At 48.7% G+C, this 16,011-nt stretch carries 10 protein-coding genes; all 10 read right to left on the reverse strand.

Going from position 1 to position 16,011, the window contains the following annotated elements; translation table 11 throughout:
• Nucleotides 1-45: 45 nt before the first annotated feature.
• A complete protein-coding gene (locus NSQ46_RS16610; protein ID WP_007131860.1) occupies nt 46-1,800 on the reverse strand; it encodes an ABC transporter substrate-binding protein in 1,755 nt (584 codons plus the stop codon).
• 404 nt (nt 1,801-2,204) lie between these two features.
• Complete coding sequence (locus NSQ46_RS16615; protein ID WP_210094909.1) at nt 2,205-3,125, reverse strand: NAD(P)/FAD-dependent oxidoreductase; 921 nt, start codon at nt 3,123-3,125, stop codon at nt 2,205-2,207.
• 54 nt (nt 3,126-3,179) lie between these two features.
• Complete coding sequence (locus tag NSQ46_RS16620) at nt 3,180-3,659, reverse strand: Rrf2 family transcriptional regulator (protein ID WP_210094908.1); 480 nt, start codon at nt 3,657-3,659, stop codon at nt 3,180-3,182.
• Nucleotides 3,660-3,905: 246 nt separating this feature from the next.
• Entirely contained in the window at nt 3,906-5,402 is a 1,497-nt protein-coding gene (locus tag NSQ46_RS16625) for a UDP-N-acetylmuramoyl-L-alanyl-D-glutamate--2,6-diaminopimelate ligase (RefSeq protein ID WP_342574061.1), read from the reverse strand.
• 87 nt (nt 5,403-5,489) lie between these two features.
• On the reverse strand, nt 5,490-6,590 hold the full coding sequence (locus NSQ46_RS16630; RefSeq protein WP_341033588.1) for a GerAB/ArcD/ProY family transporter: 1,101 nt from the start codon (nt 6,588-6,590) through the stop codon (nt 5,490-5,492).
• Nucleotides 6,591-6,631: 41 nt separating this feature from the next.
• Nucleotides 6,632-7,852 (reverse strand): Ger(x)C family spore germination protein, encoded by a 1,221-nt coding sequence (locus NSQ46_RS16635; RefSeq protein ID WP_342574062.1) that lies wholly within the window; start codon nt 7,850-7,852, stop codon nt 6,632-6,634.
• A 23-nt stretch (nt 7,853-7,875) separates the two neighbouring features.
• On the reverse strand, nt 7,876-9,435 hold the full coding sequence (locus tag NSQ46_RS16640; protein ID WP_342574063.1) for a spore germination protein: 1,560 nt from the start codon (nt 9,433-9,435) through the stop codon (nt 7,876-7,878).
• 197 nt (nt 9,436-9,632) lie between these two features.
• Nucleotides 9,633-11,918, reverse strand: coding sequence for a glycoside hydrolase family 3 C-terminal domain-containing protein (locus tag NSQ46_RS16645; RefSeq protein ID WP_007131851.1), 2,286 nt, complete (start codon nt 11,916-11,918; stop codon nt 9,633-9,635).
• A 151-nt stretch (nt 11,919-12,069) separates the two neighbouring features.
• Nucleotides 12,070-13,176 (reverse strand): PTS transporter subunit EIIC, encoded by a 1,107-nt coding sequence (locus NSQ46_RS16650; protein ID WP_312889625.1) that lies wholly within the window; start codon nt 13,174-13,176, stop codon nt 12,070-12,072.
• Between the two features lie 210 nt (nt 13,177-13,386).
• Entirely contained in the window at nt 13,387-15,825 is a 2,439-nt protein-coding gene (locus tag NSQ46_RS16655) for a helix-turn-helix domain-containing protein (protein WP_251535089.1), read from the reverse strand.
• Between the last annotated feature and the right edge of the window lie 186 nt (nt 15,826-16,011).

Below are 16,011 nucleotides of genomic sequence, written 5' to 3' on the forward strand. Positions count from 1 at the left end.
CTTTGTTATCAAGCGGTTCACAGCCACTTGCTGGCTGAAGCGTACTTATTTAAGCTCCCAGTCGGGCAAGCTGTGGGCGATCCCCGCCAGCGGGTTTAGCTCGAACCCGTCAATGCGGCCATTGATGGCAATCACCGATTTGGTATAGTTGGTAAACATGATCGGCAGCTCATCGTTAAGAATTTTGAACATTTCGTGGTAAATCTTTTTGCGCTCCTCTATGTCGTCTGTTGCTAAACCTTTCGCATAAAGCTCGTCGATTTGAGGATTGTTATAGCCTTTTGTCTCCCCTTTAATAAAGCTGCTAACGCCCTGGGAAGGATCACTGATAATCGTCGTAGAGAATGAGGCCATGTCAAAATCCCCGCCGTTCACCTTTGAAACGAGCGTATTGAAATCAGGGAACTGCTCAGGGATAAAATCGACGCCGATTTCCTTGTAGTTCTCCTTGGCAACGGCGATAAAAATATCCGTATTCGGGCTCTTCGATCCCAGATAGTTGATCTGCAGCTTCTTCCCGTCCTTCTCGCGGATGCCGTCCGCACCGACCTTCCAGCCGGCTTCATCTAACAATTGCTTTGCTTTTTCCGGATCGTACGGGTAGGGATTAATCCCTTCTTCTGTATAGGACCACAGGATTGGAGAGGATGGAATATTGGCAAGCGATCCTGCACCTTGCCTGGAATCGACATAGATCAGCTGGCGGTTCAGCCCGTAAGTCAAGGCTTGGCGGACGCGCTTGTCTTTCAGATGGTCCCTCTCCAAATTGAATTGATTGTATCCGTAATTGCTCGCTGTGCTTGGGATCAAATTCAAGAAGCCGAGGCCCTTTAGCTTCTCGATATTATCCGTCGTAGCGGAGAAGCTGCCGTAATCGACCTCTCCCGTTTCAATAAACTGCCAAGTGTCTCCTTCGGTCGTCTTATAGATGAAATACTCCGTCTTCGGCTTTCCGAAAATATAGTGTTCGTTCGCAACAAAACGCACTTCTTGGCCGGGAATGAACTTCTCCAGCTTGTATGGCCCGTTCGTGATCGGGTTGGCGTGCAGGTTTTTAATGTAATCCAGATTGCCGAACTTATAGTCCTTTCCATAGTAGGCTTTGGATAAGATCGGGCCGCCCAGCACCGTCAGTGCAGTCGCATTGGTCTCTTCCAGCGTCACGGATATTGTCTTCTCATCGATCACATGAATACCTTCGATGGAATCGGCCTTACCTTCCTTGTATGCTTTCCCGCCTTTGATGTTGGTTTCCACTACGCTGTTGAGGCCGTCGTAGGATGGATCGTGAAGCAAGGTCCACGTAAATTCGACGTCCTCTGTCGTCATTGGCGATCCATCACTGTACTTCAAACCCTCGCGAAGAAAGAACGTATAAGTCAGCTTATCTTCGGAAACCTCCCATTTCTCGGCGAGTCCCGGGACCGGCAAGCCGTTCGTATCGACCCTGACCAGCGGGGTATATAGCACGGAGTTCACATTGCCGTCATATCCCACCTGTGTAAAATATGGAGTAAACGCACCGCTCGGGTTCGTCAAGGTGACGATAATCGCATCATTTCGCTGCTTGGCTCGATCCGGTAGTTTGGACAAATCCTGTGCAGGCAATGGCTCTTGAAGTAAATGTTCTCCCGTTCCTTGATTCGCTTGCGATGACGATTCATTCGCGGAAGGGGTCGATGAGGGAGTAGACGCAGCCTCCGTCTGCGTGCTTTGCGGGCTGGAGGAGCATGCCGCCAGAACGACGGATAGCGCCAATAACCAAAGCACTATCAACCCTGAATACCGTTGTTTTCTCATATAAACCACCCTTTTCATGTTTATAAAGTCCCTTGGTATTGGTATCAAACCAATTTCAATCATCGTTTCAGGATAATTTTTCTATATACTGCTGCATCTTTTTTAACTCCATTATGTATTCTTCTTCACGCTCTTCTCGAAGTAAGCCCCCTCTCCTCTTATACGTGAAAAACAAAAAAACGCAGGAATTAGCTGAAATGCTGCAGCTCTCCTACGTCTCCAATGGTATGGTCGACTTTATGTTTTTCAACTGTGTAATTTAATAATTCCAATTGGAATTATCGGACTTTTTCGTAGCTTATCATTACCTGTTAAGGATTGTCAATAGGATGTTTTGTAGCACGATTCTCACCCGTCGGTTCTGTTGTTCATTATAGCAATGGAACATACCGATTAGTATGGCATCAGCCATTCCTTCTCCAAGCCTCCAAATTCATCTCGTTGTTCATAGCCGCTGCAACAAAGGCTCCCATGGAGGCTGCAGCAACCGCTTGGTGAAGCCGGGATGCCGCATCCCCTGCGCTATAAACGCCCGGGACACTTGTCTTCCCAAAGTCATCCACGACAACGGCCCCCATCTCTGTCATGCTGCATCCCATGGCTTGCGGAAGATCCGAGCCCGTGACAAGCGTCGGTTTGAAGAATATTCCCCTGCATGGAATGGACGTCCCATCTTCGAGAACGACTTGCCGCACGATTCCCTCGCTTGAGTCAATGAACCGAATCGGTGAGTCGAACACAGGTACTTGATGCTGCTGCATCTCTTCGCGTTGGTCATCGGTCAGCTCATCGGGGCCATTCGTGCAGATGGTAAACTGCTTGGTCCATCCGGATATTAACGGAGCCAAGTGCATGGCATCTGCTCCTTTGGCAATGATGACTAGCGGCTGGTCTCTTAACTCCCATCCGTCGCAGTATGGGCATACAAACGCGCTTTTCCCATAAGCCTCTGCCAGTCCCGGAATATCGAGCGGCTGATCCTTCATTCCAACGGCAAACAGCACTTTTTTGCTGGTAATGGTGTTCCCTTGGGCAGTTGTAATTTGAAAATGACCATCCGAGCCCGTAATCGCAACGGCCGCATCCCCCACGAAAGTTACGGAAGGATAGCTGCTGATCTCTTCCTTGGCAATTCGCCGGAATTCGCCAGGGCTGATGCCATCGCGTGTAAGAAATCCGTGGGTCGCACGGGTCACGGCGTTGCGGGGACGACCTTCATCGATCACCACTACATTTTTCCTTGCCCGTCCCAGTACGAGCGCAGCATTCAATCCTGCCGGGCCGCCGCCAATAATCGCTACATCAAGAAACTGTTTTGTTGTCATTTTTAATTACCTCCATAGATCTGTAATGTCCATAATTAAGCCGCAAGAAGTGGTTCACTTCTTGTGCGATTCATGGCTGCGGTGCTTGAGAGCCTCATCCAGTACCGTTTGAATCGTATGCTCCCGTAAGTATTGGTGCAGATGCTCCTCAGCGCCTTCCATCACCTTCTCCACCAGACATCCGTTTCTCGCTGGTTGTTCCTGCTGTGCAGCTCCCTCTTGAGCTAACAACTGATGCTGCCGCGAATTCATATTCGAGCATTCAAACAACTGCTGTCGTCCTTCGATTACTTGGATCACATCAAGAAATGTAATCTGATCGGCGGGTCTGGCAAGCTCGTAGCCGCCGTTCACCCCAGGGACGGCACGGACGATTCCATCCTGTCTTAGCTTGGACATAATCTTGGACAAGTAGCTTTCGGAAACCCCAAGCGTTGCGGATAATTCCTTGATTCCGACGTTGGTGTCGCGCTCCGGAAGACCCAAATGAATTAATGCGTGCAGGGCGTAGTCCGTACTTTTGGAGAACTGCATTTTGTCTACCCTCCCTTCCTCTTATTATCACAATTATGGACCTGTGAAGTCTATGATAAATGATTCTACATCAATTTGCAACAAACAAATGATGCGGGGCGCCTAGCTTTGCTTCTCTATTAGCCATTGAATTAAAGGGGCCGCCTTTGAAATGATGGAATCCGGGTCATGGGTCATTATAAGCTGTGGATAAGAATCAAAAAGCCCCTATCAGCGCTTTGGATAGGGACCTTGATATGTTATATGCTAATGATTCCGGTTACGAATCGCAGCCTTGGCCTCTTCCCGATCATCGAAATGGATCGTTTGGTCGTTCAGGATTTGATACGTTTCATGGCCTTTCCCCGCGATGATGACGATATCTCCGGAGCGTGCCATATTCACTGCCCGAATGATCGCTTGCCGCCGATCGGCAATCATTTCATAGGATTCGGACGACATCCCGTACTCCAGCACGCCAAGCTCAATATCTTTAAGGATTCCGTGCGGGTCTTCCGTACGAGGATTATCGGAAGTGATGATTACATGATCACTGTGCTTCGCCGCCAATATCCCCATCGCGGGACGTTTGGTTCGATCCCTGTCCCCGCCGCATCCGAACACGGTGATGATCCTCTGATCCGCAAATTCACGTAAGGTGGACAGTGCATTGTCCAAGCTATCCGGAGTATGAGCGTAGTCAACAAGCACAAGATAATCCTGCTGTTCATCGATGACTTCCATTCGGCCGGAAACGTTGCTCAAACCGTGCAGCCCTAGTTGAATGACATCAAATGGAACTTGTTCTGCAAGAGCTGCAGCTATAGCAGCAAGCGCATTATACACATTAAACATGCCAACCTGTCTCAGCTCGATCTCGGCAACTCCCGCAAACGATTCAACTGTAAATTTCGTTCCTTTCGGGGTCAACTTCATATCTTTAGCCATGACATTTGCAGGGTTTTTAATCCCGTATGTAATAATCTGTGCGGCGGTTATCCCACTAAGATATCGGGAAGCCTCGTCATCCGCGTTTAAAATGGCATATTTTCGTTTGGCGGGATCCGGAGCGAACGAATTGCCTAAACCGGAAAACAACATGCCTTTTGCCGCAAGGTAATCTTCCTTTGTTTTGTGATAATCCAGATGGTCATGCGTTAAATTAGTAAACACAGCGGTTCTAAAATCGCAACCGAGCACTCTTCCCATATGCAGACGTTGGGAACTCACTTCCATGACGCAATAATCGGTTGATTGCTCCTTCATCTTTCGTAAATTCGATTGCAGAATGGGAGGGTCCTGCGTGTTGATGTCGGTTTTAAACATCGTCGAACCGATCTTCGTGCCGATATTTCCCATTAACCCTGTACGGAAACCGGCTTGTGCAAGAATCGACTCTATCATATAGCTTGTGGTTGTCTTTCCTTTAGTTCCCGTTACCCCGATCAGCTTAAGATTATAGCTTGGATACCCGTAAAAATGAGTCGACAGCAGGGCTAACGCATATCTGGCATTCGGCACCTTAATTGTCGGTACAGACGATTCAACATCACGTTCGACAACGATTGCAGCTGCGCCCTTTTTTACCGCATCTTCTACATACTGATGTCGGTCTTCCTGTAATCCCGGAATCCCCGGTATACAAACAAACAGCTCCCCAGGCTGCAAATCTTTCGAATTCATGCTGATCCCCGTGATGTCAACGTCAGCATTCCCTTGGATTTGAGCAATGGCCAAATGTTCAATCAGCTCGGTTAATTTCAAGAAGGTCCCTCCTACCGCCATAAGATGTCGTTCGACTCCATTATAATATTCCCGGCACTGAAATAACATCTTTTTCCATGGTCTCATTCATTGACGCTGCTTCGTCCACATGCTTCGAATCCATATCACAAGCACAAGAATCAGCGGCAAGGCAATTTGAAAGATCGGAGTTACGTAGGTAACGACAACCTTAATGCCGAGCCAAATATGGTGAGGATAATTGGGGGATATAAACGCTAACGCAAATATGACTACAGCAACGACGACCGTCCACATTTTATAAGATAGCCCTGTAATTTTATGAAGCCCCATGGCGGCTCCCATGAAAAATGCAGCCATTTTTGTACCCAAACCGAGAACTAACACGATCACAAATAGAACATCGAACCGTTCAAAGGCTTCAGCAATATCTATAAGCTGAACCACCTGCAGAAGCGGCAGCGTGCTGTTTGCTGCTTGAGTCGGGCCTAATACGAGGATATTGATTTGATTAATCATAATTAAGCAAATCGCCGTAATTACGTAAGTAATGATCACGCTCCGACTCAATTTTTCCTTTTTCTTGACTAGAGGAAAAAAGAGCAAAAACAATAACGTTTGCCCGAACGGAAAGGATACGATTTCCGGGACGGCGGCCGTCCAGGCAGGACGGAATCCCTCTTCCAGAATAGGCAGCATCAGCTCAAATTGAATCAGCCCCGAAGAAACAAGCAGCGTATAAATCGTGAAGTAGCTCAAAATAATGATGGGCAAAAAACCCGCGCACATCCAAATCACCACTTTGGGGCCATATCTTACGGTATTAGCCACCACGATAATTGCCGTCAACATGATAAACATTAGCGGCGTTCGGTCTAGTAACGTTAATAGCGTGAGTTCGCCCAGATCCCTTAAATTACGGGAGGCTTCATATGCAAAATAACCGGCAAAGCTTAGGTTAACCGCAGAGCCGATGATTTTGCCAAAATATTGTCTGCACAAGCCATATAAATCAAGCCCAGGATTGGACCGGTAGATTAACAGATACATGGCCAGCAGGAGCAATCCGATCAAAGCGGCAATGCCCATGGCGATCCATGCATCCCGTTTCGCTTCAGCCCCCAAGAAGAACAACGTCGTGCTTCCGACTTCAAATACCGCTAGAAAACATACCAAATCGGTAACTCGTATGGATTGTTTCATCTCCATGGTTCCCTTCTTGTTTCAGCATCCATTTAAATATGAAGCGGCTAGCCTCCATCCGGTTTGAACGTCTTTTGAGACATGCCTGTCTGACCAATGGTAACGTTAACTTGCAGAACAAGCCTGGTGGACTGCATTCCTTCCTTCTCCCATTGATCCTTGATTTTACTCCATTCCTTCGGATATTTGCGATGGATTTGATCTGCAAAATGAGGCAGGTCGGCTTGAAGCCTTTTGGAGGCTTCCCACCCCTTGCTCATGTAATCCTTAATCACCTCCTCAATCTCTTTTTCCGCAGCGCGCAGATTGGATAAATTCGCCAGATTTTCTGGACAGTTGGACTCGCTGATCCTGCCTTTTGCTTTAACGGAGACCAACATCGTAAACCCATCCGCTTCTTTACGGACTCGGGTTTTGGTTTTCGCGGAAAACGTTTGAAAGGAGAATTTCTCAGTTCCTTTAGTGGAGCCTGGGCAGGTTATGGATAATGCACTGATTCGGATTTTGTCCGTTAACCAAGATATTCCGATGCTCTCATTGCGCGTTAACGTCCCGACGCTCCGGTCTTTTCGAAAGACGGCCAATTCTGTAATTCTGACCTTGGCGGGAGTAGAGGTTTTATGCAGCTGATCCATCGATTCGATCCTTGTCTGCGACTCCCCAACCACTTCAACCTGAGGAACACCCGCTGCACCGGATTCAGAATCCAGACTACGTGTCAGCTCATACAACTTAATCGATGGGAAATTACTGTTGAAATGATCCGTTTGCCTTGAGATATGAGCCATTGCAGTGCCTGGAAGACGTTCCGGTGGAATAAGCTGCTTAAGCATTTCACTTGCCTGCCCTTCCGTTATCAGCACGCTGACATTCTCCCGTAAGTAGGTATTTCTCCAGTAAAAGTCTATAACATCTGTAATGCTCTTCCTTGCTGCCTCTTTGCCGAGCACGAGAATATCCGCATGAGGAAAATACAATCGTCTGGGAGATTCTGTGTAACTTACATCAATCGCTTCCCGAAGCGTTGGGCCTTCGGAGGAAAATACATGGACGGGTGACTCTCCTCCGCCCGCTTTACTAGCTCCGCCGGTTCCGGCTGAAATCGCCGAGGGGTTGATGAACTGGTAGGTTACGATCCAGCCTTCTTCGCTTCGGTCTATGCCAAGAGCGGAAATCAAGCCGATTTCATTTAATTCCGTTCGATTCCAACATCCTGTCAGCAATAACGCCAGAACGAGCGGGATCGAGCATAAACCGAATCTACGCATAATGCACCTCACTTTCGTACGGTTCACTTCTTCCCCTGTTGCGGTCGGTTCATTCCCTGCCTGACCATATTTCGTCGATTCATCTCTTGGGGCCTTGTCTTAAGGAATGGCCATGGCAAACGAACAAACAGGTCTTTCAAATCGGCGAAGCGGAGAGGGGTAACCGGCGAAAGATACGGAACGCCAAATGAAGTCAAGGAAACCAGGTGAGCATAGATAGGGATGATCCCTGCCAAAATCCCGTATAAACCGAAGGTGCCAGCCAGCAGCATCAACACAAAACGAATGATTCGGATGGCAGCTGCCATGCTAAATGCCGGTATAGCAAAGTTGGCAATCGCTGTAAAAGAGACCACGATCACCATCGCCCCCGATACCAGCCCCGCCTGTACTGCGGCCTGGCCCAAAACAAGCGCTCCTACGATTGAAATAGCCGGCCCGATCACCCTGGGCATCCGCACGCCCGCTTCACGAATAATTTCAAACGTAATCTCCATCATCAAAGCTTCCATGAGTGCGGGCAGCGGCGTTCCTTCCCTTTGCGCAGCCAAGCTGATTAATAATGTTGTGGGAATCATCTCCTGATGAAAGGTTGTAATCGCAATATACAGTGACGGTAACAGCAAGGATATGACAAAGGAGAAAAAACGGATTCCGCGTAAAAAAGTGGAGAGATCATACCGTTGATAATAATCCTCGCTGGAATGGAGGAACCTAAAAAAGGTGACTGGAGCCAGCAACACAAAGGGCGTGCCATCCACCAGAATAACCACTTGTCCTTCCAGCAGACCTCCGGCTACCGCATCGGGACGCTCCGTATTGATCAGTGTTGGGAACGGGGAGAGCGTATTATCTTGTATAAACTCCTCAATATACCCGCTTTCCAGAACGCTATCGGTTTCTATGCTTTGCAATCGAGCCCTGATCTCTGATACCACGCTTTCATCAGCAATTCCCTCGATATACGCCATGATGACTTTGGTATTGGTATAACTGCCGATTACCATCGATTGAACCCGTAAGCTCGGCGTTCGAAGCCTTCTCCGGATGAGGGACAGGTTCGTCGAAATATCCTCTGTAAATCCGTCTTTAGGTCCCCGAATGACGGTTTGTGAACTCGGCTCTTCGATCGAGCGCTTCTCCAGGCTTTCGATCGAAGCAGAGAAGGCTTCTTTCATACCATCTGCTAATATGACAGCCTTCCCATCCAAAACAGCCGAAATGATGGATTGGGTTGTATGTAATTTGCTAATTGGGCCTGCTGGCAATATTTTATTCAGTAAGGATTCGATACCTGGCATTTGATCAGCTTCTAGCGTTACGGTTAACCAAGATTCCAGAATCCGATTAAGCAGATTCGTATCAACCAGCCCTTCAATATAGCAAATAGCAATCTCCGGAAGATCCTCTCGCCCTGATATTTTTCTAACCATAAAGTCCGTACTGTTCCCCATGATATGAGTTAAGGTTTGAATGGACTCTTGAAGAGTCATGCGGATCTCAATTGGTGCGTCGGTTCTAGTCTGTGTCGAATTCTTCGGACGGCTTCGTTTTAGCGCTTTTTTTAGTAACCGGCCCAGCATGACAGTCCCTCCCTTAACTTTATCCAGTATTATGGGAACTTGCCGGCTAAATTATTCTTCATCCAAGTCCTTCATCTTGGCGAGAATCAGTAATGATGGCCGGTTGCCTCCATGATAAAAAGAAGGATGTCATGTGATGACATCCTCTTAAACGAATTGCCTATATAGTTTTTGACAGCATGAGGAAGTTATAAGAGTTACGCTTGCTGCTTCTGGAGCCGTTTCTCGTTAACACGTCCGATAAGCTCGCTGACGATCTCATCCGGAGACCGCTCCATCATCCAGCTTTGCCCGAACATCTGGAAGATTTTAATGACCGGGAAGTCCTCCCAAAATCCCAGGAACTCATCTTGGAGAGATACTTTGTCCTTCACGTGCTTGTTCATTTCATTGATGCACTCTTCCAATACGTCCTTTGCGATCGGGTCGCTCACCCATTCATTGAGCAGGCTGAATTTATGGAACGTGATTTCTTCCTTGCCGAAGTCGCAGAACAGTCGGTTCGTCACTCGGATATCACGGGACGAGCTGCCTGCGCGGAGTTGGAAATATCCGCTTTCTGCTACCCAGCGATTGTATTTCGTGTTGTAATAGGCAAAATCTCTTTCTTCAAGCTCAAAGACGATCTTCCGCTTCTCGCCCGGCGCGAGCTCGATTTTTGCAAAAGCTTTAAGCTCCTTTTCGGGACGCACCCATTTGCATTCCTCATCGTGCACATACAACTGAACGGTTTCCTTCCCGGTGCGCTTTCCGGTATTCTCTACTTGGAGGGAAACGGTAACTCCCTTCTCATGCTGTGCCGCTTCAAGATCCGTGTACTTAAATGTCGTGTACGACAAGCCATGTCCGAACGGAAATTGCGGAGCCATCTCCTTCCGGTCGTAGTAACGATAGCCGATAAACAGTCCTTCACGATAATACAGCTTGCCGTTTTCTCCCTGAATCCGCATATGCGATGGATTATCCGACAGCTTGACCGGGAAGGTCTCGGACAGCTTGCCGGAAGGGTTTGTGTGCCCGAACAGGATTTCGGCAATGGCTCTGCCCATCCCCTGCCCCGTCAACCAGGAATGGATGACCCCGGGCACATGCTGCACCCATGGATGCATCGCCAGCGCGTTCCCGCTGCTTGTTACCACAACGCAGTTCGGCTGAACGGCTGCAACGGCTTGAATGAGCTTCACTTGATGCTCAGGAAGGTTAATTCCCTTCAAATCATGCATCTCGGATTCCGCATATTCCGGCTGGCCGACGAACAATACGGCTAGATCGGATGTCGCCGCCAACGACGCGCTCTCCTTAATCAGGTCCTCGCGAATGGAGTCATCAGCGGGGTATCCCTCTGCATAGCTTAGCGTAACCGTCTCTCCCGCCAGCTCCTTGATTTCATCCCATGGAATATCGACCCGCGTTGGCGTGACTTCGGCGCTGCCTGCCCCTTGAATTCTTGGCTTCTTGGCAAAACGTCCGATGATTGCAATCGATGGCGTGGATTCAGGCTGAATAGGGAGAATGCCATTCTCGTTCTTAAGCAGCACGATGCTTTCGGCTGCTGCTTTTCTCGCAAGAGCGTGATAGTCTTGATCAGCACCGGAGGCATTTTCTTTCGGGGCTGTCACTCGCTCTACAAGCTTTAGAATACGGGCAACGCTCTGATTGAGCTTCTCTTCGGAGAGTTCTCCGCGCTCCACAGCCTCCACAATTGCCTTTGTATTGTAGTGAGCCGGCCCTGGCATTTCAAGATCAAGGCCAGCCTTTAGCCCGCGAATCCGGTCATTGACGGCAGTCCAGTCCGACAGCACGACACCTTCGTAGCCCCACTCTTCTCTCAATATATCATGGAGCAAATGCTCGTTCTCGCTTGTATAACTGCCATTGAGCAAATTATATGAGCACATGACGGTCCATGGATCCGATTTCTTAATGATCCGTTCGAAGGCGCTAAGATAAATTTCGCGGAGCGTCCGTTCGTCGACCTCCGAGCTCGTGACCATTTTCTCGTTCTCCTGATTGTTGCAAGCGAAATGCTTGAGGGAAGCCCCCACGCCTTCGCTTTGGAGCCCGTTAATGAAGGCTGCGCCAAGCTCGCCTGTTAAGCAAGGGTCCTCCGAGTAATACTCGAAGTTTCTGCCGCCAAGCGGCGTCCGTTTCATGTTAATGCCCGGTCCGAGCAGCAGCTCCACGCCCATTTCCTTGGATTCCTGTCCAAGCGCTACCCCGACTTCATGCAGCAGCTCGGTGTTCCAGGAGGAGCCGATGGCCGAACCGGTAGGATAGCAGGTTGCCGGAACATTCTCGGACGTAATGCCCATTTCTTCATCGCTGTTCGTTTTCCGGATCCCGTTGGTTCCGTCATACATATGCACAGCTGGAATGTTCAATCGCTCGATGCCTTTGGTCATCCACATATTCAATCCCGCACAGAGGGATGCTTTTTCCGTGAGCGTCATTTCTTGAATTAATTCATGAATTGATCGGTTCATTTGGTATCCATCCTTTATATATGACTTGTTGAGCTTGCTTCCCGCTCTTTCTTGAGTTCTTGCGCATCATACAGCTTGAAGAACGGAAACCATACCGCGAATACAATCAATAAGACAACGGCCAGAAGAACAAGACCGCCGAGTCCGGACATCATGTAGGTAGACAGCCCGATCGGGTATACCACAATTGAAAGATTTGGCTTGGAATTCTCGCCAGCCCCATATCGAGCGCCAAATACACAATGATCGGCGTTATAAGACCATTAATCCACATCGGAACCATGAGCAGCGGGTTGAAAGCAACCGCTCCGTAGACGATCGGCTCGTTAATATTAAACAGGGAGGGGATAATCGTTGCTTTACCGACGGATTTCAGCTTTTGCGATCTGGCAAGCAGGAACCAGACGGCGAGCGGCAAAGTAGCTCCCATACCTCCGATGCCCAGCCATCCCGAGAAAAAGGTTTCAAAGGTATTGATATTGACCGGGTCCAGTCCTTTTGCCACTAAAGCGGCATTCTCCTCGATAGCCGGAATCCAAATGGTATACCATATCGGCATCAACACCCACGGGCTGACCCCGAAGGAGTACAGAACAACGCCGATAAAGTTAAACAATACGAACCCGATGAGACTTTGCCCCACAGCATTAAGAGGTTCAAATGCATTTACGATGAGCGCAAAAATATCAAAGTGCAGCTGGTAAACCAGAACCCATCCTGTAGTTAAAATGATCGCGATCGGAATGAGAAAATCGAACCATTCCTTAATGAACTCAGGAAGCGAGCTCTCTGTTTTAAAGAAGGAGAATTTACCGCAGACATTCATGATCACCGCTACGAATATCCCCACAAGCAGTGCTGTAATCATGCCCGTCGCGCCAAAGCGTTCAAGGATAAACTTGACGGTTCCATCCTCGTTCATGGTCGGGTTAAGCAGCATGATGAATAAAGATAAGCCTGTCATTCCTGCCAGCAGCTTGATTTTGTGGCGCTCCCTCTTTTCCATTACCATATAAGGCGTTAAGAAAGAAATGAATAAACCTAGCAGACCGAAGCTAAATGTCGTGATCGGTGATAGATCCGGCATCCCCGGGAAGAAATCCTTTAAAATCGAAATCAACGTAATGATTGAGCCGATAAATATCATCGGAATCGCGACCATAATGGCGTCTTGAATAGATGAAACCCAAACATTGTTCGTAAACGCCTCCAATCGAGGCGCAAACGATTCTGTCATCCATTTCATGAAACGCTTCATCTTGTTTTCCCTCCTGTCATTCTCGTGCGGCTGTATCATTAGTATAGGGCCTTCTTGGCAACGCTTTCTTGTTTTAAGTTGTCGTTAAGGGGGGCATTTTTTGCCTAGTTCGTCTCTTTCGTTCTAGCTTGCGTCTCACCCTCAAAAATAAACAGCAAAAAACACCCCTTTTAAAAAAGGGATGTTTGTTGATCCATGATTCGATTCATGCTAATACTGCCTGTCCAACGTTAGCAGCATGACGCCATGAGGCGGGAGTACAATTTCTTTCCGCCAGTTATCCTGCTGGAGAAGCTCTGTCCTTATGCCGGGCCCGCTTCGCTTGTGAAGATAGACAAGCTCTTCCTCCGTAAGGAACTCGGGAGCCCCCATGTGTATCCACTCGTCAAACACCGACCCATGCTGCCGGTCCAGCCGATAACTTGTACATTTGAACGTTCCGGTAAGCTTGCTCAGCGATAATTCGAATATGCGGCTTCCTTTTTCCTCGAAGACATCGTAACGGTTCGTGCTGGTCAATTCGGACCAGTCGCCGCTTGAAAACAGCGGATCCACGTGCACGTAGTGATAGAACAGGAACTGCATGCTGCCGTCCCGGGTTCGCGTTCCAACATAACCGTCCCCTTGTACCAGAAGCTCGTCACCCAGCTTTTGCAACAGCTCTAAGGCATAATAGCTCGGCTTTTTGAGGCCGTCCCGGTTGATCAAGCCAAAGCCTCCATAGAACGGTGAAGTCGGCACCGTGCTTTCTTCGAAGACGTCGGTAAAGGACCAGAAGGCCAAGGCTTTAACCACACCTAGCGTGTGCAGCGCATGATAAATAACAAACGGTGCCATAAACATCGTATCATGCAGCAAGTTGCGGTCGTACATGGAGAAATTCCATTCCGTAATATGAAGCTCCAAGTCGCCATAGGCGGAAGCTTTCATTTTCTCCCGTAAACGGTCAATGCTTTCCCTATAAAATGAAGCAGGCATAATCTTGGTCAGAAACTCTCTTTCATGCTTAAGCCGCGGGTATTCCGAATAAATGTGGAACGAAAAAAAGTCGAGAGGCACTTCATGCTCCCTGCAATAGTTCATAAACTCATCCGCCCAAGGATCATTCCAGAGCGAGCCATAGCCCATCGCTGGCCCCCCTGTTCTAAGCTGAGGCCAGACCGACTTGATCGCGCGAACCGTCGATGCATAAAAAGCAAAGTATTCCTCCTTGCTTCCGGCCCAGCACACCCCGGACAAATCCGGTTCATTCCATACCTCGAAATACCAGCTTTCCACTTCCTTCGCCCCATATCGATTCAGGCAATGGCGCACGAACGCCCGAACCAGCGCGTCCCACTTGGTTTGATCGGCAGGCGGTGAAATATTTCCTCTCCACCAAAATATCGTTTCCTTGGAACGGGCGAGCTGGCTCGGCATGAAGCTGAGCTCGACAAACGGCTTCACTCCCTGCTCCAGGAGAAAATCATACAGCTTGTCGACATATGACCAATTATATACAGGAGTTCCGTCTTCTTTCTCGCTGTACACCATCATCTCATCGTTAAATATGCCGTGGAAACGGATATACCGGAACGGAATATGCCCTTTCAGTTCACGCAGCTGCCGGCGCCAATCTTCCCGCAATCCTTCGATTGCCCTGCCTGCGGTCGTCGTTACATTCCAGTGCTGTTCATATCTTGCCGAAGGCCCATCGGCTTGGATCTCGATCAACTGCCGCTCCGCCGCAAGCGGAGGCGGTGGGTTTAGCGAATCGGGCTTCGTGTCTGCTCTAGCATCCAGATACCGATATAACGTACCCATGGCATTCCATGTATCCATCTCATAATAGTCGCCGCTTGAGGACTCGTCGTAAGTTAACGGCTTGCGGTCCGGCCGATGAGCTTCTTCGGCAAGCAAGGCATCGCGATAGGAGCTCGGGGTGCAGCCGTACTTTTCTTTGAAATATTTATTAAACAGCTTCACGTTGGCAAAGCCGCAATCGAGCGCGATTTCCGTTATGCTTTTCTCGCTTCCGGCAAGCTCGGCTTGCGCCTTCTCCAAGCGTACCAACGTCAAATACTTTTGGAAGGGGATGCCGATTTTATCCGTAAAGAAGTGCGAGAAATAATGCAGGCTTAAATGCTCCAGATCTGCCATGGTTTGCAGACTAATCTTCTCATTATAATGCTGGTCTACATACGTAAGGACCCTGTTCAGCCTCTTATAGTCGTACTCTCTGCTGCCCTCGTCGGCTGCGGGATTCGTTCCATCCGCAAAATACCGAAGCAGGCCGCCGCACAACGTTTGCAGGGTTCCCATCGCGTAGCTTTGATAACCCGGCGCCTTCTTGTTGATCTCCCATACCATCTGGGCGAGATTTTGCTTGATGCCCTGCAGCTGCCGGTGCTGCTCCGGATCGGCAGCAGAATTACAAGAAATAAATGCTTGATTATTCAACCATTCAGGACCGAACTGCAGCGTCAGCAGCACATTGTCTTGGCTTGTCCGCTCGATCTGATGCACCGACATGCTGTTCACGACAATGACATCATCTTCATGGAGCGTATATTGCTTCTGATCAAGGTACATGATGACGGAGCCTTGGAGAACATAGACGATTTCCACCTCCTTATGCCAGTGAAAATGAATATGCTTTACGCTGTTCACGAAGAGCTTGATAGGCAGATCTTCCTGATGCTCTATAAATTCATAAAGGTAGCGAATACGCTGCTCCTCCCTTCATATAGCCTATTATATGCACATTTTTTCGAGGATATCAAAGCCGCTAAGCCCTCGCAATGTCGAAAAGGACACCCTGGAACCGCCCGGGATGTCCTTTAACAATCACTTATG

This window comes from Paenibacillus sp. FSL M8-0142 (assembly GCF_038597315.1).
Classification (GTDB): Bacteria; Bacillota; Bacilli; order Paenibacillales; family Paenibacillaceae; genus Paenibacillus_AQ; species Paenibacillus_AQ lactis.

Excerpts from the sequence above, each read along its gene's own strand:
- NSQ46_RS16610 (WP_007131860.1), bottom strand. The coding sequence starts at position 1,800 with ATGAGAAAACAACGGTATTCAGGGTTGATAGTGCTTTGGTTATTGGCG.
- NSQ46_RS16615 (WP_210094909.1), bottom strand. The coding sequence starts at position 3,125 with ATGACAACAAAACAGTTTCTTGATGTAGCGATTATTGGCGGCGGCCCG.
- NSQ46_RS16620 (WP_210094908.1), bottom strand. The coding sequence starts at position 3,659 with ATGCAGTTCTCCAAAAGTACGGACTACGCCCTGCACGCATTAATTCAT.
- NSQ46_RS16630 (WP_341033588.1), bottom strand. The coding sequence starts at position 6,590 with ATGGAGATGAAACAATCCATACGAGTTACCGATTTGGTATGTTTTCTA.
- NSQ46_RS16635 (WP_342574062.1), bottom strand. The coding sequence starts at position 7,852 with ATGCGTAGATTCGGTTTATGCTCGATCCCGCTCGTTCTGGCGTTATTG.
- NSQ46_RS16640 (WP_342574063.1), bottom strand. The coding sequence starts at position 9,435 with ATGCTGGGCCGGTTACTAAAAAAAGCGCTAAAACGAAGCCGTCCGAAG.
- NSQ46_RS16645 (WP_007131851.1), bottom strand. The coding sequence starts at position 11,918 with ATGAACCGATCAATTCATGAATTAATTCAAGAAATGACGCTCACGGAA.
- NSQ46_RS16650 (WP_312889625.1), bottom strand. The coding sequence starts at position 13,176 with ATGAAGCGTTTCATGAAATGGATGACAGAATCGTTTGCGCCTCGATTG.